We start from the raw sequence: 19156 nt of genomic DNA on the forward strand, positions 1-19156 counted from the left end.
CCTCTCAACTGTGGGTGGTGGGCGCGTTCGCCCCGCTGGTGCTGTGCGGAAGCGCCCGGTTCGGTGCGGACGCGGGAGCCGCGGTGGCGCCGACGGCGCCGGGGGCCGCGACGGCCGCGGTGGCGGGTGTGGTGGGAGGTGCGGGAGGGGGGAGGGGCGCGGGATCCAGGGCCGGCGGACCGGCCGTCCCCCCGTCGACGAGCTCGCCGATCCGGGCGGCGCAGCGGCGGCCCTCCAGGTGCAGCCGGCCGAGGTTCACCCCGTCCTCGGCGAGCAGGGTGAGCACGGTGGACCGGCCGGCCGCGTAGGTGGCCAGGTAGCCGGACCTGCCGCGGACGACCAGTTCGCGGGGCGTGCCGCGCGAGGTGACGTCGGTCAGCCGGAGCACCGCGGCGAGCACCTCGGCGGTCTGCGCCGCGGCCTCCTCCGCCGCCACGCCGGGGGAGTCCTCGGCCAGCACCGTGCCGTCGGCCGAGGTGGCGAGGGCGCCGGTCAGCTGGAACATCCGCGAGCGGATGCGGCGCAGCTCGCCGCGCACCTCCGCCTCCACGGCCGGCAACTGCTTCCTCCCGGCACGCTGCCGGAGGGCGCGGATCACAGGGCCTCCAAGGCTGCCCGCAGTCGCTGGAGCAGGGTGACGTCGGGGTCGGCGAAGTGGGTGGGCGGCATCGACGACGGGGCGGCCGCCGGAGTCCGCGGCGGCGGGACCACCGGGGCGGCGGGGGCGGCCTGCACCGCGGGGGCCGCGGGCGCCGCCTGGGGGGCCGGTGCGGCCGGTGCCGCGGTGCCGCGGCCCGCACGGTGGCGGCCGCCGGAGGGCCGGCGGGGCAACGGGGTGTCCACGTCGGGATGGTTGCGGGCCGGCTGCTCCACCCTGTCGTCCGGCGGGCGGACCGGGTGCGCGGGCTGCGGCGCCAGTGGAGGCAGCGGCTGCACGAGCGGCACCAGCGGGACCGGGCGCACCGAGGGCGCGTCGGCCGGACGGGTCCGGGCGGTGGGCTGCGCCGGGAACGGCGCTGGCAGCACCTGCCCCGCGCGTCCCTGCCGCGCGTACGGCGGCTGCTCGGGATACGTCCGCCCCGGGGACGGCGCCGGGGGCTGCGGTGACGGTGGCGCGTACGGCTGCTCCCCGTAGGACCAGTCCCCGGAGGACTGCTCAGGGTAGGGCCAGTCCCCGTGGAGCCCCTCCCCGTGGGGCTGCTCCGCGGAGGGCTGGGCGGGGAGCGATCCGTGGCGTGCGTCCGCCGTGTTCCCGGACAAAGGCAGCGGCACGGGCAGGGGCGAAGGGGGAGCCGGGGGCGAAGCCGGCGGAGCGGGCTGCGGCGGGACGGGGAGCGGCGCCTCGGCGGTCTCCGTCGTCGTGCCGGTGCCGGTGCCGGTGCCGGTGGCGGTGGCCGGGGGCGCGGGAGACGCCGGGCGGTGGGTGGCGGCGACCAGCCCCGCCGCCGCCAGCCGGCGCAGGTCCACCAGCGTGTGGAACGCGGGCCGGCCCAGCTCGCGGGCGATGTCGGTGGCCGTCCGCCGTCCGTCGACCAGGTCCAGGATCGCCTGCCGCCGCACACAGACCTGGGCGGCGCGGGCCGGCCGTATCAGGGTCAGCGGGGCGGTGTCGGTGGACGGGTCGGGCCAGATCCGGTTCAGCAGCGAGCGCCGCCGCATCGTCTCCCGCTCCAGAGCCGAGACGGGCACCGGCCGCACGGCCCCCATCCAGTGCCAGGCGCCGTACCGGAAGTGTCCCGGGGCGCTGCTGGGGGCGAGCGCGAAGTAGGCGGCGTCGAAGAGGCTGCCGAGGTGGCACAGCTCCAGCTGGCCCTGGGAGAGCACGCCCTGCGAGATCAGCGTGCGGCTCACCGGCCGCTCCGGGTCGGCCTCCGCGCCCTCGACGGCCCGCTGCCAGCCCTCCGGGTCCACCGCCCCGGCGGCGGTGAGCAGCACGTCGATACCGGGGGTGGCCGGGCTCTCGGCGTGCACCACGCGGCCCTCGGACAGGTAGAGCGTGCCGCGCTCACGGACCAGGACGCCGGTGGCGTGCTCGGCGGCGAGACGGTTCAGCATCGGGGAGACGCTGCCCCAGGGGCGCTGCCGCGCGGTCGAGGGGTCCCGGACCGGGAGTCTCGGCGGGGGCGTGTTCACGGGCGTCATCCGAGCACCAGCCGTCCGGCCAGGTCGCCCAGGCGGATCCGGGCCAGAGCGAGGTTGCCCTCGTCGCGGTCCAGCCACAGGTGGAGGAAGACGTTGCTCTCGTAGGTGGCCCGCAGGAAGCGCAGGACGTGGTAGCTGTCCCGATTGCTGATGATGACGTCCTCCACCGGCGGCTCGGAGCTGTCCCAGCCGGCCCCCTCGTCGGGGGTGAAGGCGCCGTGCTCGGCGGCGAGGCGGGCGAGTTCGGCGGCCTCCGCCGCGGCGGTGTCGTGGTCCTCGCCGCCTGGAGGGTCGCCGACCGTGCCGAGCGGCAGTCCGCTGGTCCAGTCGACCAGCGCGGCGCCCCTGGCTCCGGGCAACCGCATGACTTCCAGCAGACACTCGTCGATCCCGGGCACGCGCGGCCCCCTCCACCTGGCGTTCGGCTGAACGACGGAGACGCTACGCAGGGATCGTGGGGGTGAGTGAGCGTTCTGGCATTTTCCGGCGGAACATGCGGCGCCCCCACTATCGTGGGTCAACTGCCCCGCCCTCGCCCCACCTTGCCCCCAATCCTCCCACCGGGGGTCACCCTCGCGCGGGCGTACGCGGAGTACGCGCCGCCGCCCCCACGGCCTGCGGGCCGTCCCCTGCGTCCCATCGCGCCGCGGCGGCTGCGACCGGTGCGAACCCCTCCTCCCTCCCGTCCTGCGGGCCGTCGTGCCGCTGGGCGGTCCGGCCGCCCGCAGACGCGGCGGAAGCCGGGGGCAGGGAGGGGTGGCGCTGTTGACTGGAGCTATTCACGCCGACAGGATGTGAATAGAGGTCAAGCAAACGCCCCCAGGAGGCAGCCGGCATGCCAGGTCCCCGCCCCGTCCGCTCCCCCCGCGGCACCGAACTCACCACCGCCGGCTGGCAGCAGGAAGCCGCCCTGCGGATGCTGCAGAACAACCTCGACCCCGAGGTGGCCGAGCACCCCGACAAGCTCGTCGTCTACGGCGGCACCGGGAGGGCGGCGCGCGACTGGCGTTCCTTCGACGCCATGGTCCGCACCCTCCGCACGCTCAAGCAGGACGAGACGATGCTCGTCCAGTCCGGCCGCCCCGTAGGCGTGATGCAGACCCACGAGTGGGCCCCCCGCGTCCTGATCGCCAACTCCAACCTCGTCGGCGACTGGGCCAACTGGGAGGAGTTCCGCCGCCTGGAGGCCCTCGGCCTGACCATGTACGGGCAGATGACCGCCGGCTCGTGGATCTACATCGGCACCCAGGGCATCCTCCAGGGCACCTACGAGACCTTCGCCGCCGTCGCCGCCAAGCGCTTCGGGGGCACCCTGGCCGGCACCATCACCCTCACCGCCGGCCTCGGCGGCATGGGCGGCGCCCAGCCCCTCGCGGTCACCATGAACGACGGCGTCGCGATCTGCGTGGACTGCGACCCCCGTGCCATCGAGCGCCGCATCGAGCACCGGTACCTCGACGTCCGCGCCGACTCCCTCGACCACGCGCTCCAGCTGGCGGTGGAGGCCCGCGACGCCCGTCGCCCGCTGTCCATCGGCGTGCTGGGCAACGCCGCCGAGGTGCTGCCGAAGCTGCTCGCCATGGGCGCGCCCATCGACGTCGTCACCGACCAGACCTCGGCGCACGACCCGTTGAGCTACCTGCCCGTCGGCGTCGCCTTCGACGAGATGGCGGACCGGGCCGCCAAGGACCCGGCCGGCTTCACCACCCGTGCCCGCGAGTCGATGGCCCGCCACGTGGAGGCGATGGTCGGCTTCCTGGACGCCGGCGCGGAGGTCTTCGACTACGGCAACTCCATCCGCGGCGAGGCCCGGCTCGCGGGCTACGACCGGGCGTTCGCCTTCCCCGGCTTCGTGCCCGCGTACATCCGGCCGCTGTTCTGCGAGGGCAAGGGCCCCTTCCGCTGGGCGGCGCTCTCCGGCGACCCGGCGGACATCGCGGCCACCGACCGCGCCGTCCTCGACCTGTTCCCGGAGAACGAGTCGCTGGCCCGCTGGATCAAGCTGGCCGGTGAGCGGGTGAAGTTCCAGGGCCTGCCCGCCCGCATCTGCTGGCTCGGCTACGGCGAGCGCGACAAGGCCGGCGAGCGGTTCAACGACATGGTGGCGAGCGGCGAGCTGAAGGCCCCGGTGGTCATCGGCCGCGACCACCTGGACTGCGGTTCGGTCGCCTCCCCCTACCGGGAGACCGAGGCGATGCTCGACGGCTCCGACGCCATCGCCGACTGGCCGCTGCTGAACGCCATGGTCAACGTGGCCTCCGGCGCGTCCTGGGTGTCGCTGCACCACGGCGGCGGCGTCGGCATGGGCCGGTCGATCCACGCCGGCCAGGTCACCGTCGCCGACGGCACGCCACTGGCCGGGGAGAAGATCCGCCGGGTCCTCACCAACGACCCCGGCATGGGCGTCATCCGCCACGTCGACGCCGGCTACGACGTCGCCGAGACGGTGGCCGGCGAGCGCGGCGTCCGCGTCCCCATGCGCGAGGGCGACAGTGAGGGCGCCGGCGGGGGCGACAACGAGGACGCCGGCGGGGGCGAGGGCGCGTGAGCGTGTCGAAGGAGTCCGCCGCCGGGCCCAAGGGCGCGTCGTTCCACGAGATGTGGCGGGACCTGGCCGGCATCGGCCGGGACCGCTCCTCCGGCGGGTACCGCAGGTTCGCCTGGACGGCGGCCGACGGCGACTGCCGCGCCTGGTTCCGCGAGCAGGCCGAGGCCCGCGGCCTGGCCGTGGAGACCGACCGCAACGGCAACCAGTGGGCCTGGCTGGGCGATCCGTCCGCAGGGGACGCCGTGGTGACCGGCTCCCACCTGGACTCCGTCCCGGACGGCGGCGCCTTCGACGGACCGCTCGGCGTGGTGTCCGCCTTCGCCGCGCTCGACGAACTCCGCGCCAGGGACGCCCGCTTCGACCGCCCCCTCGCAGTGGTCAACTTCGGCGACGAGGAGGGCGCCCGGTTCGGCCTGGCCTGCGCGGGATCCCGCCTCACCGCCGGACTGCTCACCCGCGAACAGGCGCACCGGCTCACCGACGCCGACGGCGTCACCTTGCCCCACGCCATGGAGGCGGCGGGGCACGATCCGGACGCCATCGGCGCGGACCCCGAACGCCTCGGCCGCGTCCGCGCGTTCGTGGAACTGCACATCGAGCAGGGCCGCGCCCTGGACCTGACCGGCGACCCGGTGGGCGTGGCGAGCGCGGTCTGGCCGCACGGGCGCTGGCGGTTCGACTTCCACGGCGAGGCCAACCACGCGGGCACCACCCGCCTCGCCGACCGCCGCGACCCGATGCTGCCGTACGCCGAGACCGTCCTCGCCGCCCGCCGCGAGGCGACGCGCGCGGGCGCCGTCGCCACCTTCGGCAAGGTCGCCGTCGACCCCAACGGGGTGAACGCCGTGCCCTCCCTGGTGCGCGGCTGGCTGGACTCCCGCGCCGCCGCCCAGGAGGCACTGGACGACGTGGTCGGCGCCGTGGAACGGGCCGCCCGCGCCGCCGCCGAGGCGCACGGCGTCCGCCTGGAGGTGGCCCGCGAGTCGTTCACCGGCGAGACCCGCTTCGACCACGCGCTGCGGGACCGCCTCGCCGACCTGCTCGGCGGCGAGCGCGACGGCGGCCCGCGCCGGGCCCCCGTCCTGGGCACCGGCGCGGGACACGACGCCGGAATCCTCGCCGGGAGCATCCCCACCGCCATGCTGTTCGTGCGCAACCCCACCGGCGTCTCCCACTCCCCGGCCGAACAGGCCGCCGAGGACGACTGCGTCGCGGGAGTGCGCGCCCTCGCCGACGCCCTGGAAGGACTGGTCCGCGCGTGACCCACCCCGACAGCGGCCGCCCGGGCCGGTCCCGGGCCTACTGGCTGGAGCACGCCCTCCGCACCGCCGGCGGCCCGGTCCGCTCCGGCGTCCTGGTGGAGACCGGGGCCGACGGACGGATCACCGCCGTCACCGAGGACACCCCCGCGCCGCCGCCCGGCGCGGAGCCGCTGCGCGGCCTCACCCTCCCCGGCCTGGCCAACGCCCACTCGCACGCCTTCCACCGGGCGCTGCGCGGCGTCGTCCAGGCCGACCGCGGCACCTTCTGGACCTGGCGCGAGGTGATGTACCAGGTCGCCGGGCGGCTCGACCCGGACTCCTACCTGGCCCTCGCCCGCGCCGTCTACGCCGAGATGGCGCTGGCCGGCATCACCGCCGTCGGCGAGTTCCACTACCTGCACCACGCCCCCGGCGGGACCCGCTACGACGACCCCAACGCCATGGGCGAGGCGCTGATCGAGGCCGCCGCCCAGGCCGGGGTGCGGATCACCCTGCTGGACACCGCCTACCTCTCCTCCGGCTTCGGCGAACCGCCCACCGGGGCCCAGCTGCGCTTCAGCGACGGCGACGCCGAGGCGTGGGCCGCCCGCGCCTCGCTGCTGAAGGAACGCGACCACGTCACCCTCGGCGCGGCCGTCCACTCCGTGCGCGCCGTCCCCGCCGGCCAGCTGGCCCAGGTCGCCCGCTGGGCCGAGGAGCGCGGCGCGCCGCTGCACGTCCACCTCTCCGAGCAGCCCGCGGAGAACGAGGCATGCCTGGCCGCCCACGGCCGCACCCCGGCCCGGCTGCTCGCCGACCACGGCGTCCTGGGCCCGCGCACCACCGGCGTGCACAACACCCACCTCACCGACGAGGACATCGCCCTGATCGGCGGTTCGGGTACCGGAACCTGCATGTGCCCCACCACCGAACGCGACCTCGCCGACGGCGTCGGACCGGCGCCCGCCCTCCAGCGGGCCGGTTCGCCGCTCAGCCTCGGCTCCGACAGCCACGCCGTCATCGACCTGTTCGAGGAGGCGCGCGCCCTGGAGCTCGACGAGCGGCTGCGCACCCGGGTCCGCGGCCACTGGAGCGCCGGAGCGCTGCTGCGCGCCGCCGGGGCGGACGGCCACGCCGCCCTCGGCCGCCCGGAGGCGGGCACGCTCGCGCCGGGCGCGCCGGCCGACTGGACGACCGTCGCCCTGGACACCGTCAGGACCGCGGGGCCGCCACCGGAGCGCGGCGCCGAGACCGCGGTATTCGCCGCGACGGCCGCGGACGTGCGCCACACCGTGTGCGCGGGCCGCCACGTGGTCCGCGACGGGGCGCACACCCTGGTCCCCGAACCCGCCCGAGAACTGGCGACGGCCGTCGCCCACCTGCGCACAGGACGAGCATGAGCACCCCTCCCAGCACCCCTGCCGACACCGCGACGACCAGCACCCTGATCGACAACGTCGCCCACCTGGTCACCAACGACCCCTCCCTCGGCTCCTCCCCGGACGGCTCACCGCTCGGCGTGATCCGCGACGCGGCCGTCGTGATCGAGGGCGACCGCGTCGTGTGGACCGGTATGTCCAGGAAAGCACCCGCCACCGACAACCGGGTCGACGCCCAGGGACGCGCGCTGCTGCCGGGGTTCGTGGACTCCCACACGCATCTGGTCTTCGCCGGCGACCGCACCGAGGAGTTCAACGCGCGCATGTCCGGCCGGCCCTACACGGCGGGCGGCATCCGGACCACCGTCGCGGCCACCCGCGCGGCCGGCGAGGCCGAGCTGGAGGCCAACCTGGTGCGGCACCTGACGGAGGCGCTGCGCCAGGGCACCACCACCGTGGAGACCAAGTCCGGCTACGGCCTCACCGTCGAGGACGAGGCCCGCTCGCTGGAGATCGCCGCCCGGCACACGCCCGAGGTCACCTACCTCGGCGCGCACATCGTCGCCCCCGAGCACGCCGACGACCCGGCGGCCTACGTGGAGCTGGTCACCGGCGAGATGCTGGACGCCTGCGCCCCGCACGCCCGCTGGGTCGACGTGTTCTGCGAGCGCGGCGCCTTCGACGGCGACCAGGCCCGCGCGATCCTCACCGCGGGCCGGGAGCGCGGCCTGGTGCCGCGCGTGCACGCCAACCAGCTGGGGCACGGCCCCGGGGTCCGGCTGGCGGTGGAGATGGACGCGGCCAGCGCCGACCACTGCACCCACCTCACCGACGCCGACGTGGACGCGCTGGCGAGCTCGGGCGGGCGGACCGTGGCCACCCTGCTGCCCGGGGCGGAGTTCTCCACCCGGGCCGAGTGGCCCGACGCGCGGCGGCTGCTCGACGCCAAGGTCACCGTCGCCCTGTCGACGGACTGCAACCCGGGATCGTCGTACACCTCGTCCATGGCGTTCTGCGTCGCACTCGCCGTGCGGGACATGGGCATGACCCCGGGCGAGGCGGTGTGGGCGGCCACCGCGGGCGGCGCGGCGGCGCTGCGCCGCGCGGACGTCGGACGGATCACGCCCGGCGCCCGCGCGGACCTGCTGCTGCTCGACGCGCCCAGCCACGTGCACCTGGCCTACCGGCCGGGCGTCCCCCTGGTGGCGGGGGTGTGGCGGGGCGGCGTCCGCGAGGTATGAGGCCCCCGAGGCTCCCCACACCCGGCGGCGGCGCTACTCCTCGCCGGTGAGGCCCTCGCGCAGCTTGACCAGCGTCCGGGACAGCAGCCGGGAGACGTGCATCTGGGAGATGCCGAGCTCCTCGCCGATCTCGGACTGGGTCATGCCGGCCGTGAACCGCAGCGAGAGGATCTTCCGCTCGCGGGCCGGGAGCCCGGCGATCAGGGGCTTGAGCGACTCGATGTACTCGACGCCCTCCAGATCGTCGTCCTCGTAGCCGATGCGGTCCGCCAGGGCGCCCTCGGAGTCGTCCTCCTCGGGCTGGGCGTCCAGCGAGGAGGCCGTGTAGGCGTTGGAGGCGACCATGCCCTCCAGCACGTCCTCACGGGAGATCCCCAGGTGCTCGGCCAGCTCGCCGACGGTCGGCGCGCGGTCGAGCCGCTGCTGCAGCTCGTCGGTGGCCCTGGCGAGGTCCAGCCGCAGCTCCTGCAGCCGGCGCGGGACGCGCACGGACCAGGAGGTGTCGCGGAAGAAGCGCTTGATCTCGCCGATGATGGTCGGCATCGCGAATGTGGGAAACTCCACACCACGGCTCAGTTCGAACCGGTCGATCGCCTTGATGAGGCCGATGGTGGCGACCTGGATGATGTCGTCCATCGGCTCGCTGCGGGAGCCGAACCGGGAGGCCGCGAACTTCACCAGGGCCAGGTTCAGCTCGACCAGCGTGTTGCGTACGTAGCTGTGCTCCGCGGTCCCTTCCTCGAGCGACTCCAGCCGCTCGAACAGGGCCTTGGAGAGGGCGCGGGCGTCGGCCGCGCGCACTCCCGCGTAGTGCGGGATCTCGGGGAGGCCGTCCAGCAGGCCGGCCGGATCCGCGGGGGGAGCGGTGCCGGCGGGGCCGTGCGGCGGGGCGTCGGGACCGGCTTCGAGCACGGTCGCGGTCCGCTGGTGGGGGAGGTGGGGAACGGTCTGGACGGGGAGTGTCGCGTCCGCCGTGGGGGACGTGAACTCCTCGTGCGCATGAGGCGGGATTGCCGACGTCGCTCTGGGGGTATGCGATGCGTCGAGCCGGGGTGACATGAAGTCCTCCATCGTTCTCGGCATATGGCTGCCGATGCCAGTACGTGCGCTTCTGCGGTGTGCGGCGCCTCCAAAGCCGGCCGGATCGGATGTGTCCTCATCAGCCCTACCCGCTCGAGCAACAAGACCGCAAGTATGCTCCGTACGCTTATGTCCTAATTCTTATGATTGTTCGACTGCCGAATTCTGCGCAGAGGGCGTAGGGTTCGGAGGCGGTATCAGCAGATCGGACGTCGAGAGAGAGACGGCAATGGACCACGGGACGGTCGGCAGCGCGCAGTCGGGCCGGCTTCTGGTGGAGGTACGGGAAGAGGGAGCCAGCGCCGTCGTGATCCCGGCGGGCGAACTCGACCACCACACCGCCGAACTCCTCCGCGAGCCGTTGGAGCGCAACCTGGCGAAGGGGCGCACACGGATCGTGGTGGACTGCTCCCAGCTGGAGTTCTGTGACTCCACTGGGCTGAACGTGCTGCTCGGCGCCCGCCTGAAGGCGGAAGAGGCCGGCGGCGGTATCCACCTGGTGGCGATGAGGCCCGCGGTGGCGCGCGTCTTCGAGATCACCGGCGCGGACACGGTCTTCTCCGTGCACGACACGGTGGAAGGCGCGCTCGCGGAAGGCACGGGAACCGGCTGATCGGTGACGGGCGTCACGAAGAGCGACGGCGTGCGCAGTCGTTCGTGACATCTTGTGCTGAATCGGTGAAAGATGGCGGATAGGGCGAAACGGGGCGAATCGGTGAGTGTTCCGACGTCCGGGGCGGGCAGGAGAATTGCTGAGGACAGGGGGCGCCATGGACGGGGCCGGGCCGAAGGCCCGAACCGTTTCCGACGCCCCGAAGACCCCGAGGTCCACTCGTGTATCGGTGAATCGGTGAGGTGAAGCGCTGATGAGCACCACCCGGCCCTATCCGCCGGGCGACCGCGGCCCGCAGCCCGGCGGCGCTTCCCCCGCCCCGCCCGTCACGGCGGTGAACGGGACGTCTCCCGACCTGGAACACACGGCGGTGAACAGGACGTCTCCCGACCTGGAACAGGTGACGGGGGCTGCGAACGGAGGCGCGCCGGTGGCGCCGGAGGTACGGCAACTGAATCTGGCGGGGGAGAGCGGCGTCGTTCCCCTCTCCCGCGACTTCACGCGACAGGCCCTGTACGCGTGGGGCTGGTTGCCGTCGTCCACGGACGACGGGCGCGCGGCGGCGGAGGACGTGCTGCTGATCGTGTCCGAGCTGGTCACCAACGCGTGCCTGCACGCGGAGCAGCCGGAGTCTCTCACGCTCACCTTCGACCGGAAGACGATCCGGGTCGCGGTCACCGACCGGGGCGAGGGGCAGCCGACGCCGCGTACGCCGCATCAGGCGGGGCGGCCGGGCGGCCACGGCATGTTCATAGTCCAGCGGCTGTCGATGGACTGGGGGGTCGCGGCGGCCCCCGAGCTCCCCGGCAAGACCGTCTGGGCCGACCTCGCGCGCCCCACCTCCTAGCCGCCCCCCCCGCCGCGGCGCGCCACCCCGCGCCGCGGCCCCAGGGGCGAGCCCTCGTACTCCCCTGCACTTCCCCGCATTCCCCGCGCCGCGGCGCCCCGGGCCCACGCCCCGTGCTGCGGCGCCGTCGCATCCCCAGCCGGTGTCCCGCGGGCGGCCGCCGGGCCGTGCACCTGGACAGCACCGTTTTGTCCCCCCGACCCGCCCCCTTCCCGGAGGGACCTGACGTTCCGGGGAGCGAGCCGTCCCGCGAGAGCGTGGGCCCCTGCGCCCACCCGTGCCGCCCCAGCGGCACGATTGCCCGCAGGGGCCGTGTGAAACCGCACCGCCCCCAGGGCGCGTGCCGGGCCGCCCCCGCCGGGGGAACGTGAAGGGGCCCTCCCGTGGGTACGGGAGGGCCCCTTCGGGGTGGGGGAGGTCAGCGGACGTCGCCCATGAGCTGCTTGACCTTGCCGCGGTTGAGGAAGATCCCGATACCGACGACCACCGCCAGCGCCGCCTCCAGCGCCACGAACCCGGTCCGGTTCAGGTCGACCCCCGCCTCCGCGACGAGGCCGGTGATCGCGTCGCCCGCGGTGACGGCGAGGAACCACACGCCCATCATCTGCGAGGCGTACTTCGCCGGCGCCATCTTCGTGGTGACCGACAGGCCGACCGGCGAGAGCATGAGCTCGGCCACGGTCTGGACGAAGTAGATGAGCACCAGCCAGTAGGGCGAGACCTTGCCGTCGCCCGACGCCACCAGCGGCAGCAGGAAGACGAAGAAGGAGATGCCGATCAGGGCCAGACCGCCGGTGAACTTGACGATCGTGCTCGGCTCCTTGTCCTTGCGGGCCAGGGAGAGCCAGATGGTCGCGAAGACCGGCGCCAGCGCCATGATCAGCAGCGCGTTGACCGACTGGAACCAGGAGACCGGGAACTCCCAGCCGAAGACGTGGTTGTCGACGTGGCTGTCGGCGAAGATCGCCAGCGTCGAGCCGCCCTGGTCGTAGATCATCCAGAAGATGGCCGCGGCCGCGAAGAACCAGAGGTAGCCGGAAACCTTCGACTGCTCGGTGGCGGTGAGGTCCTTGTCCCGCTTGATGCGGACCAGGACGGAGACCGGGATGAGCAGGCCGAGCACGAGCAGCGGGACGGTCGCCCACTTCAGCGTGAAGTGGCCGGTGCCGCCGACGATGCCGTAGAAGACCACGGCGACGAGCAGCCAGTACATGGCCTTGCGCAGCGTGGAGGCGCGCTCGGCCGGCGTCAGCGGCTTCGGGACGATGCTGGACTCGGCGGCCAGGTGCTTGGTGCCGACCAGGAACTGCACCAGGCCGAGGCCCATGCCGACCGCGGCGAGCATGAAGCCCAGGTGCCAGTCGACGGTCTGGCCGACGGTGCCGATGATCAGCGGCGCGACGAAGGCGCCGAGGTTGATGCCCATGTAGAAGACGGTGAAGCCACCGTCACGACGCGGGTCGTCCGGGCCGTCGTAGAGCTGGCCCACCATCGTGGAGATGTTGGACTTGAGCATGCCCGAGCCGACCGCGACGAAGAGCAGGCCGACGTAGAAGACGGCGGTCATCGGGACGGCGAGCAGCAGATGGCCCACCATGATGACGCCGGCCGCGATCGCGGTGGTCTTGCGCGGACCCCAGACGCGGTCGCCGAGCCATCCGCCGGGGAGTGCCAGCAGGTACACCGTGGCCACGTACACGGAGTAGATGGCGACCGCCGTGCCGGCGTCGAGGTTGAGACCCTCGTCGGCGATCAGGTACAGCGGGAGCAGCGCACGCATGCCGTAGTAGGAGAAACGCTCCCACATCTCGGTCATGAAGAGAGTGGCCAGGCCGCGGGGGTGGCCGAAGAAAGTCTTCTCAGCCCCGGGAGCCGGGGGTGAGGACTTCGTCAGGCTGGACGCCATGGTCGTTCCTTGCTGGTCGGGACGCGCGAGGGGATGGGTGCGCGCCCGGTGGGGGGAGGCCGGCACCGGTGTCGTCCGCCCAGATCCCGCCGCGGGGAGGAACGCTCCATGGGTGGGGAGCGGGAGGGCGACCCCGGGATCCACGCCCCGGGCGTCGTCGTCGACGCGAGGGACCCGGCCGCAGGTCTGTCACTGTCAGGGCCGGCTTGGGAACCGGCCCGCACCCACGTGCGGCGTCCGACGCGCATACGCGGAGGCTGCCCATGAGGCCAGAGCCATTAGACAGCAGGAACGCGTGTCAATGGGCATATAGGGGGCATTTGAGGTGATGATCACACCTCTGCCGTCCCGTCCGCTCCCATGGTATCCGTGGCCGATACAGCTTCTTGCCCCGCCCGGTCGCCCGCGGAGAACGAGGGCGGGCGTGGGTGGCGGAACGAGCGACCCGCACCCTCCGCCGCCCTGGAAAAGCGGCGCGAAGGCGGGCTCCGGTGATCGCGAGGGCGGGACTACCATCACCTCATGACCCGTGTACTGCTCGCCGAGGACGACTCGTCCATCTCTGAGCCGCTGGCCCGCGCCCTGCGCCGGGAGGGCTACGAGGTCGAGGTGCGCGAGGACGGCCCGGCCGCCCTCGACGCCGGAGTACGGGGCGGGGTGGACCTGGTCGTGCTCGACCTGGGCCTGCCCGGCATGGACGGCCTGGAGGTCGCCCGCCGGCTCCGCGCCGAAGGGCTCAGCGTGCCCATCCTCATCCTGACCGCGCGCGCGGACGAGGTGGACACCGTCGTCGGCCTCGACGCGGGCGCCGACGACTACGTCACCAAGCCGTTCCGGCTCGCCGAGCTGCTGGCCCGGGTCCGGGCCCTCCTGCGGCGCGGCGCCGCCGAGCCGCAGCAGCCGCCCGCCATCCACGGCGTGCGGATCGACGTCGAGTCGCACCGCGCCTGGATGGGCGAGGAGGAGCTCCAGCTCACCGCCAAGGAGTTCGACCTGCTGCGGGTGCTGGTCCGCGACGCCGGCCGGGTCGTGACCCGGGACCAGCTGATGCGCGAGGTCTGGGACACCACCTGGTGGTCGTCGACCAAAACCCTCGACATGCACATCTCCTGGCTCCGCAAGAAGCTCGGCGACGACGCGGCCAACCCCCGCTACATCGCCACCGTGCGCGGCGTGGGCTTCCGCTTCGAGAAGAGCTGACACCCTTCACCCATGCGCCGCCGCCTCATCCAGTCCACGCTCCTCGTGGTCCTCGTGGTGATCGCCGTCTTCGGCGTCTCCCTGGTCCTGGTGGAGACCCGCACCATCAGCGCCAGCGCCCAGGAGCGGGTCGAGTCCGAGGCGGTGCGGCTGGCGAGCATCGTCGACGCCCGGGTCCTGGGCGACGAGGACGTCAGCGCCGCCATCCTGCAGAACCAGGTCGAGGCCGGACGGCACGCGGTGATCACCCTCCCCGGCGGCCGGGTGATCGAGGTCGGCGACAAGCCGTCCGGCGACGTCATCCACGCCACCACCCGCGGCGAGGGCGGCGAGACGGTCCGGGTCGAGGAGCCCCGCTCCACGGTGACCCGGGAGGTCGGGCGCACCCTGCTGATCATCGGAGGCGTGGCGCTGCTCGCGGTGATCGCCGCGATCCTGCTGGCGGTGCGCCAGGCCAACCGGCTCGCCTCCCCGCTCACCGACCTCGCCGAGACCGCCGAACGCCTCGGCTCCGGCGACCCCAGGCCGCGCAACAAGCGGTACGGCGTACCCGAGCTGGACCGGGTCGGCGACGTGCTGGACCGCTCCGCGGAACGCATCGGCCGGATGCTGACCGCCGAACGCCGACTGGCCGCCGACGCCTCCCACCAGCTGCGCACGCCGCTCACCGCGCTCTCCATGCGGCTGGAGGAGATCACCCTCACCGACGACCTGAAGACCGCGCGGGAGGAGGCCGCCATCGCGCTCACCCAGGTCGAGCGGCTCACCGACGTGGTGCAGCGGCTGCTCACCAACTCGCGCGACCCGCGCACCGGCTCCGCGGTCTCCTTCGACATCGACGAGGTCATCCATCAGCAGATCGCCGAGTGGCGGCCCGCCTACCGCAGCGGCGGCCGGGCCATCGTCAGCTCCGGCAAGCGGCACCTGGAGGCCATGGGCACGCCGGGCGCCGTGGCGCAGGTGCTGGCCGCCCTGATCGAGAACTCGCTCATGCACGGCGGCGGCACGGTGGCCCTGCGCACCCGTGTGGTGGGCAACCAGGCGGTCGTCGAGGTGACCGACGAGGGGCCGGGCATCCCGGCCGACCTGGGCGCCCGGATCTTCGAGCGGACGATCAGCGGGCACAACTCCACCGGCATCGGCCTGGCCGTCGCCCGGGACCTCGCCGAGGCGGACGGGGGCCGGCTGGAGATGCTGCAGGCGCAGCCGCCGGTGTTCGGTCTCTTCCTGAGCCGGCCGCAGCCGGAACGCCCCCGCTCCAAGCCCTCGGGGCCGACGGTCCGCTGAGCCGCCGGGGCCGGACGGGCCGGGGCGGCGGGACCGCTACGGGCGCCCGACCCGCTGCGTGGCACGCCCCTGCGGGTGCACCCGTGACGGGCGCTCCGTCGGCTCGGGCAGGGTCCGGAAGACCCAGGTGCGGTAGGACCAGAAGCGGAACAGCGTGGCCACCCCGACGCCCACGAACTTGAAGACGTTGTTCTCCAGCGGGGTGTCCCAGCCCATCCCGTACGTGGCCAGGAAGAGCACGCCGTTCTCGACGACCAGGCCGACGGCGCTGAACGCCAGGAACAGGGTCATCTCCCGGGTGCGGTGCCCGCGGTCCCGGTCACGGTAGGTGAAGTAGCGGAAGCCGACGTAGTTGAAGGCGATGGCCAGCGCCGTCGCGGCCACGCCGGCCCGGCCGGGGCGCACACCCATGTGCAGCAGCACGTTGAACGTGGCGAAGTTGACCAGCAGACCGGCCCCGCCGACCGCGCCGAACTTGACGACTTCACGCCACAGGGCGCGCAGGCGGCGGCGGATTCCGTCCGGCGCGGCGGTGCGAGGAAGCTCTCTGCCCATCGCGGCCCAGCCCCGTTCATGTGATCGACGTCAACTCAGTCATGCTAACCACGGCCTCTCCGGCCTCGCGCGCGCAACGACGGGGGCGTGTGGAAGTCGGGCAGAAGTGGTACTCGCGTGACCGGTTTCCGCCTGCCGGGCCGGAAAGCGGAACCGGAACGCACGCCCGATACCCTTGACGCGTGACGTTCCCGGTAGTCGGCATGATCGGCGGTGGCCAGCTCGCGCGTATGACGCACGAGGCCGGCATCCCGCTCGGCATCCGTTTCAAGCTGCTCAGTGACACCCCGCAGGACTCCGCGGCCCAGGTCGTCAACGAGGTCGTCGTCGGCGACTATCGCGACCTGGACACCCTCCGCGACTTCGCCCGCGGCTGCGATGTCATCACCTTCGACCACGAGCACGTGCCCACCGAGCACCTGCGGGCCCTGGAGGCGGACGGCATCCCCGTGCGTCCCGGCCCGGAGGCGCTGGTGCACGCCCAGGACAAGGGCGTGATGCGGGCGAAGCTCACCGCGATCGGCGTGGCCTGCCCCCGGCACCGCATCGTCGCCGACCCGGCCGACGTCGCGGCGTTCGCCGCCGAGGGCGTGGCCGACGGCGCCGCCGAGGGCGACGGCTTCCCGGTCGTGCTCAAGACCGTGCGCGGCGGGTACGACGGCAAGGGCGTCTGGGTGATCAAGGGCGCCGACGACGCGGCGATCGCCGAGCCCTTCAAGGCCGGCGTCGAGGTGCTGGCCGAGGAGAAGGTCGACTTCGTCCGCGAGCTCGCCGCCAACGTGGTGCGCTCCCCGCACGGCCAGGCGGTCGCCTACCCGGTGGTCGAGTCCCGCCAGGTCGCGGGCGTCTGCGACACCGTGATCGCACCCGCCCCGGACCTGGCCCCCGACCTCGCCGCCGAGGCCGCGGAGATGGCGCTCACCATCGCCAAGGAGCTCGGCGTCGTCGGCCACCTCGCGGTCGAGCTGTTCCAGACCCGCGACGGCCGCATCCTGGTCAACGAGCTGGCGATGCGCCCGCACAACTCCGGCCACTGGTCGATGGACGGCGCGGTCACCTCGCAGTTCGCCAACCACGTGCGGGCCGTCCTCGACCTGCCGCTCGGTGACCCGCGCCCCCGCCAGCCGTGGACCGTCATGGTCAACGTCCTCGGCGGCGACTACCCCGACATGTACTCGGCGTACCTGCACTGCATGGCGCGGGACCCCCAGCTGAAGATCCACATGTACGGCAAGGACGTGAAGCCCGGCCGCAAGGTGGGTCACGTCAACACCTACGGCGCCGACCTGGACGACGTCCTGGAGCGCGCCACGCACGCGGCCCACTACCTGAGGGGAATCGTCACCGAATGAGCAGCGAAGCGCCGCTGGTCGGCATCGTCATGGGGTCGGACTCCGACTGGCCCGTGATGGAGGCCGCAGCCCAGGCCCTCGACGAGTTCGAGATCCCCTACGAGGTGGACGTCGTCTCCGCCCACCGGATGCCCCGCGAGATGGTCGCCTACGGCGAGCAGGCCGCGGAGCGCGGGCTCAAGGCGATCGTCGCGGGCGCCGGTGGCGCCGCACACCTGCCGGGCATGCTCGCCTCGGTGACGCCGCTGCCGGTGATCGGCGTGCCGGTGCCGCTGAAGTACCTGGACGGCATGGACTCGCTGCTCTCCATCGTCCAGATGCCGGCCGGGGTGCCGGTCGCCACGGTCTCGGTCGGCGGCGCCCGCAACGCCGGCCTGCTGGCCGCCCGCATCCTCGCCGCGCACGATGCGGCGCTGCTGGAGCGGATGCGCGAGTTCCAGCAGGAGCTCAACGACCAGGCCACCGAGAAGGGCCGCCGGCTGCGCGCCAAGGCCATGGGCACGGGCTCCGGGAACGGCCGGTGAGCGCCTCCCGGGAGTCCCTGGCGCGGGCGCGCGAGCTGCTGCGCGAGTTCCCGGTCGTCGACGGCCACAACGACCTGCCGTGGGCGCTGCGCGAGCAGGTCGGCTACGACCTCGACGCCCTCGACATCGCCGCCGACCAGAGCGCCGCGCTGCACACCGACCTGGCGCGGCTGCGCGAGGGCTGCGTGGGCGCCCAGTACTGGTCGGTGTACGTGCCCTACGAGCAGCCGTACCCGCTGGCCGCGACGCTGGAGCAGATCGACTGCGTGCGGCAGCTCCTCGACCGGTACCCGGGCGACCTGCGGGCCGCGTACACCGCGGACGACCTGGAGGCCGCCCGCGCAGAGGGCCGCATCGCCTCGCTGATGGGCGCCGAGGGCGGCCACTCCATCGAGAACTCGCTGGGCGCGCTGCGCATGCTGTACGCGCTGGGCGTGCGGTACATGACCCTCACCCACAACAGCAACGTCGACTGGGCGGACTCCGCCACCGACGAGCCGCGGCACGGCGGGCTCACCGCCTTCGGCCGGCTGGTGGTGCGGGAGATGAACCGCGAGGGCATGCTGGTCGACCTCTCGCACGTCGCCCCGTCGACCATGCGGGACGCGCTGGACGCCTCCACGGCGCCGGTGGTCTTCTCCCACTCCTCCGCCCGCGCCGTCTGCGACCACCCGCGCAACATCCCGGACGACGTGCTGGAGCGGCTGCCGGCCAACGGCGGCGTCGCCATGGCGACCTTCGTGCCGAAGTTCGTCCTGCAGGCCGCGGTGGACTGGACGGTCGAGGCGGACGAGAACCTGCGGGCGCACGGTTTCCACCACCTGGACACCACCCCGGAGGCGATGAAGGTCCACCAGGCCTTCGAGGAGGCCCACCCGCGCCCGCGGGCCACCGTCTCGACGGTCGCCGACCACCTCGACCACATGCGTGAGGTCGCCGGCGTGGACCACATCGGCATCGGCGGCGACTACGACGGCACGGCGTTCACCCCGGACGGCCTGCGCGACGTCGCCGGCTACCCGAACCTGGTCGCCGAGCTCCTCGACCGCAACTGGTCCCGCGACGACCTCGCCAAGCTGACCTGGGGCAACGCCGTCCGCCTCCTCCGCGACGCCGAAGCGGTCTCCCGCGACCTCCGCACCACCACCGCCCCCTCCCACGCGACGATCACCACGGTCGACGTGTAGGCGCGACGGCTGGCTGTGCCGTACAGGTGAGCCCCGGATTCGCTGCTCCAGCAG

Annotated in this window: 17 protein-coding genes; 11 read left to right on the plus strand and 6 right to left on the minus strand. The window is 73.6% G+C overall.

The window, feature by feature from the left end; genetic code table 11:
* Positions 1 to 4: 4 nt before the first annotated feature.
* The 3 genes from ACFRAV_RS03910 to ACFRAV_RS03920 form a co-directional block, all read right to left on the minus strand.
* Positions 5 to 598, minus strand: coding sequence for a roadblock/LC7 domain-containing protein (locus ACFRAV_RS03910; RefSeq protein ID WP_382551379.1), 594 nt, complete (start codon positions 596 to 598; stop codon positions 5 to 7).
* Positions 595 to 2055 carry a hypothetical protein gene (locus ACFRAV_RS03915; RefSeq protein WP_382551380.1) on the minus strand — a complete coding sequence of 487 codons (1461 nt, stop codon included), beginning with the start codon at positions 2053 to 2055 and terminating at the stop codon, positions 595 to 597. The genes ACFRAV_RS03910 and ACFRAV_RS03915 overlap by 4 nt, the downstream gene beginning before the upstream one ends.
* 83 nt (positions 2056 to 2138) lie before the next feature.
* Complete coding sequence (locus tag ACFRAV_RS03920) at positions 2139 to 2540, minus strand: hypothetical protein (protein WP_351113477.1); 402 nt, start codon at positions 2538 to 2540, stop codon at positions 2139 to 2141.
* Positions 2541 to 2977: 437 nt separating this feature from the next.
* Here ACFRAV_RS03920 and hutU point away from each other — a divergent pair, with 437 nt between their 5' ends.
* Genes hutU through hutI form a run of 4 tightly spaced genes read left to right on the plus strand, consistent with a single transcriptional unit; the run spans position 2978 to position 8551 of the window.
* Complete coding sequence (gene hutU / locus ACFRAV_RS03925) at positions 2978 to 4690, plus strand: urocanate hydratase (protein ID WP_382551382.1); 1713 nt, start codon at positions 2978 to 2980, stop codon at positions 4688 to 4690.
* Positions 4691 to 4740: 50 nt separating this feature from the next.
* Positions 4741 to 5952 (plus strand): allantoate amidohydrolase, encoded by a 1212-nt coding sequence (locus ACFRAV_RS03930; protein WP_382551418.1) that lies wholly within the window; start codon positions 4741 to 4743, stop codon positions 5950 to 5952.
* Positions 5949 to 7331, plus strand: coding sequence for a formimidoylglutamate deiminase (locus ACFRAV_RS03935; RefSeq protein ID WP_382551384.1), 1383 nt, complete (start codon positions 5949 to 5951; stop codon positions 7329 to 7331). Before ACFRAV_RS03930 ends, ACFRAV_RS03935 begins: the two co-directional genes overlap by 4 nt.
* The gene (gene hutI / locus ACFRAV_RS03940; RefSeq protein ID WP_382551386.1) at positions 7328 to 8551 is read left to right on the plus strand and encodes an imidazolonepropionase; all 1224 of its coding nucleotides are present in this window, start codon (positions 7328 to 7330) and stop codon (positions 8549 to 8551) included. Before ACFRAV_RS03935 ends, hutI begins: the two co-directional genes overlap by 4 nt.
* A gap of 33 nt (positions 8552 to 8584) precedes the next feature.
* Here the strand turns inward: hutI and ACFRAV_RS03945 are convergent, their stop codons facing one another.
* On the minus strand, positions 8585 to 9622 hold the full coding sequence (locus tag ACFRAV_RS03945; protein WP_382551387.1) for an RNA polymerase sigma factor SigF: 1038 nt from the start codon (positions 9620 to 9622) through the stop codon (positions 8585 to 8587).
* Positions 9623 to 9860: 238 nt separating this feature from the next.
* Here ACFRAV_RS03945 and ACFRAV_RS03950 point away from each other — a divergent pair, with 238 nt between their 5' ends.
* Positions 9861 to 10244, plus strand: a complete 384-nt coding sequence (locus ACFRAV_RS03950) for an STAS domain-containing protein (protein ID WP_382551389.1) — start codon at positions 9861 to 9863, stop codon at positions 10242 to 10244.
* A 253-nt stretch (positions 10245 to 10497) separates the two neighbouring features.
* The gene (locus tag ACFRAV_RS03955) at positions 10498 to 11091 is read left to right on the plus strand and encodes an ATP-binding protein (protein WP_382551391.1); all 594 of its coding nucleotides are present in this window, start codon (positions 10498 to 10500) and stop codon (positions 11089 to 11091) included.
* A gap of 418 nt (positions 11092 to 11509) precedes the next feature.
* On the opposite strand, the gene ACFRAV_RS03960 is transcribed toward ACFRAV_RS03955, so the two are convergent.
* On the minus strand, positions 11510 to 12997 hold the full coding sequence (locus ACFRAV_RS03960; protein WP_382551393.1) for a peptide MFS transporter: 1488 nt from the start codon (positions 12995 to 12997) through the stop codon (positions 11510 to 11512).
* Positions 12998 to 13519: 522 nt separating this feature from the next.
* Between ACFRAV_RS03960 and ACFRAV_RS03965 the strand changes: the two genes are divergently transcribed.
* Positions 13520 to 14197, plus strand: coding sequence for a response regulator transcription factor (locus ACFRAV_RS03965; protein ID WP_166022251.1), 678 nt, complete (start codon positions 13520 to 13522; stop codon positions 14195 to 14197).
* A gap of 12 nt (positions 14198 to 14209) precedes the next feature.
* On the plus strand, positions 14210 to 15484 hold the full coding sequence (locus ACFRAV_RS03970; protein ID WP_382551395.1) for an ATP-binding protein: 1275 nt from the start codon (positions 14210 to 14212) through the stop codon (positions 15482 to 15484).
* Positions 15485 to 15520: 36 nt separating this feature from the next.
* On the opposite strand, the gene ACFRAV_RS03975 is transcribed toward ACFRAV_RS03970, so the two are convergent.
* Complete coding sequence (locus ACFRAV_RS03975) at positions 15521 to 16039, minus strand: GtrA family protein (RefSeq protein ID WP_382551397.1); 519 nt, start codon at positions 16037 to 16039, stop codon at positions 15521 to 15523.
* 182 nt (positions 16040 to 16221) lie between these two features.
* On the opposite strand from ACFRAV_RS03975, the gene ACFRAV_RS03980 reads away from it, so the two are divergent.
* From ACFRAV_RS03980 to ACFRAV_RS03990, 3 genes are read left to right on the plus strand one after another with little or no spacing between them, the layout of a single operon-like run.
* Positions 16222 to 17391 (plus strand): 5-(carboxyamino)imidazole ribonucleotide synthase, encoded by a 1170-nt coding sequence (locus ACFRAV_RS03980; RefSeq protein WP_382551399.1) that lies wholly within the window; start codon positions 16222 to 16224, stop codon positions 17389 to 17391.
* Positions 17388 to 17915 (plus strand): 5-(carboxyamino)imidazole ribonucleotide mutase, encoded by a 528-nt coding sequence (gene purE, locus ACFRAV_RS03985; RefSeq protein WP_382551401.1) that lies wholly within the window; start codon positions 17388 to 17390, stop codon positions 17913 to 17915. The genes ACFRAV_RS03980 and purE overlap by 4 nt, the downstream gene beginning before the upstream one ends.
* On the plus strand, positions 17912 to 19102 hold the full coding sequence (locus ACFRAV_RS03990) for a dipeptidase (protein WP_382551403.1): 1191 nt from the start codon (positions 17912 to 17914) through the stop codon (positions 19100 to 19102). Before purE ends, ACFRAV_RS03990 begins: the two co-directional genes overlap by 4 nt.
* The last annotated feature ends 54 nt before the right edge of the window (positions 19103 to 19156 follow it).

The sequence above is a fragment of the Streptomyces sp. NPDC056600 genome, assembly GCF_042792855.1.
In the GTDB taxonomy this organism is placed as follows: Bacteria; Actinomycetota; Actinomycetes; order Streptomycetales; family Streptomycetaceae; genus Streptomyces.

Coding starts and splice junctions, on each gene's coding strand:
- ACFRAV_RS03915 (WP_382551380.1), bottom strand. CDS start 2,055: ATGCTGAACCGTCTCGCCGCCGAGCACGCCACCGGCGTCCTGGTCCGT.
- hutU (WP_382551382.1), top strand. CDS start 2,978: ATGCCAGGTCCCCGCCCCGTCCGCTCCCCCCGCGGCACCGAACTCACC.
- hutI (WP_382551386.1), top strand. CDS start 7,328: ATGAGCACCCCTCCCAGCACCCCTGCCGACACCGCGACGACCAGCACC.
- ACFRAV_RS03970 (WP_382551395.1), top strand. CDS start 14,210: ATGCGCCGCCGCCTCATCCAGTCCACGCTCCTCGTGGTCCTCGTGGTG.
- ACFRAV_RS03960 (WP_382551393.1), bottom strand. CDS start 12,997: ATGGCGTCCAGCCTGACGAAGTCCTCACCCCCGGCTCCCGGGGCTGAG.
- ACFRAV_RS03930 (WP_382551418.1), top strand. CDS start 4,741: ATGTGGCGGGACCTGGCCGGCATCGGCCGGGACCGCTCCTCCGGCGGG.
- ACFRAV_RS03950 (WP_382551389.1), top strand. CDS start 9,861: ATGGACCACGGGACGGTCGGCAGCGCGCAGTCGGGCCGGCTTCTGGTG.
- ACFRAV_RS03955 (WP_382551391.1), top strand. CDS start 10,498: ATGAGCACCACCCGGCCCTATCCGCCGGGCGACCGCGGCCCGCAGCCC.
- purE (WP_382551401.1), top strand. CDS start 17,388: ATGAGCAGCGAAGCGCCGCTGGTCGGCATCGTCATGGGGTCGGACTCC.
- ACFRAV_RS03945 (WP_382551387.1), bottom strand. CDS start 9,622: ATGGAGGACTTCATGTCACCCCGGCTCGACGCATCGCATACCCCCAGA.
- ACFRAV_RS03975 (WP_382551397.1), bottom strand. CDS start 16,039: ATGGGCAGAGAGCTTCCTCGCACCGCCGCGCCGGACGGAATCCGCCGC.
- ACFRAV_RS03965 (WP_166022251.1), top strand. CDS start 13,520: ATGACCCGTGTACTGCTCGCCGAGGACGACTCGTCCATCTCTGAGCCG.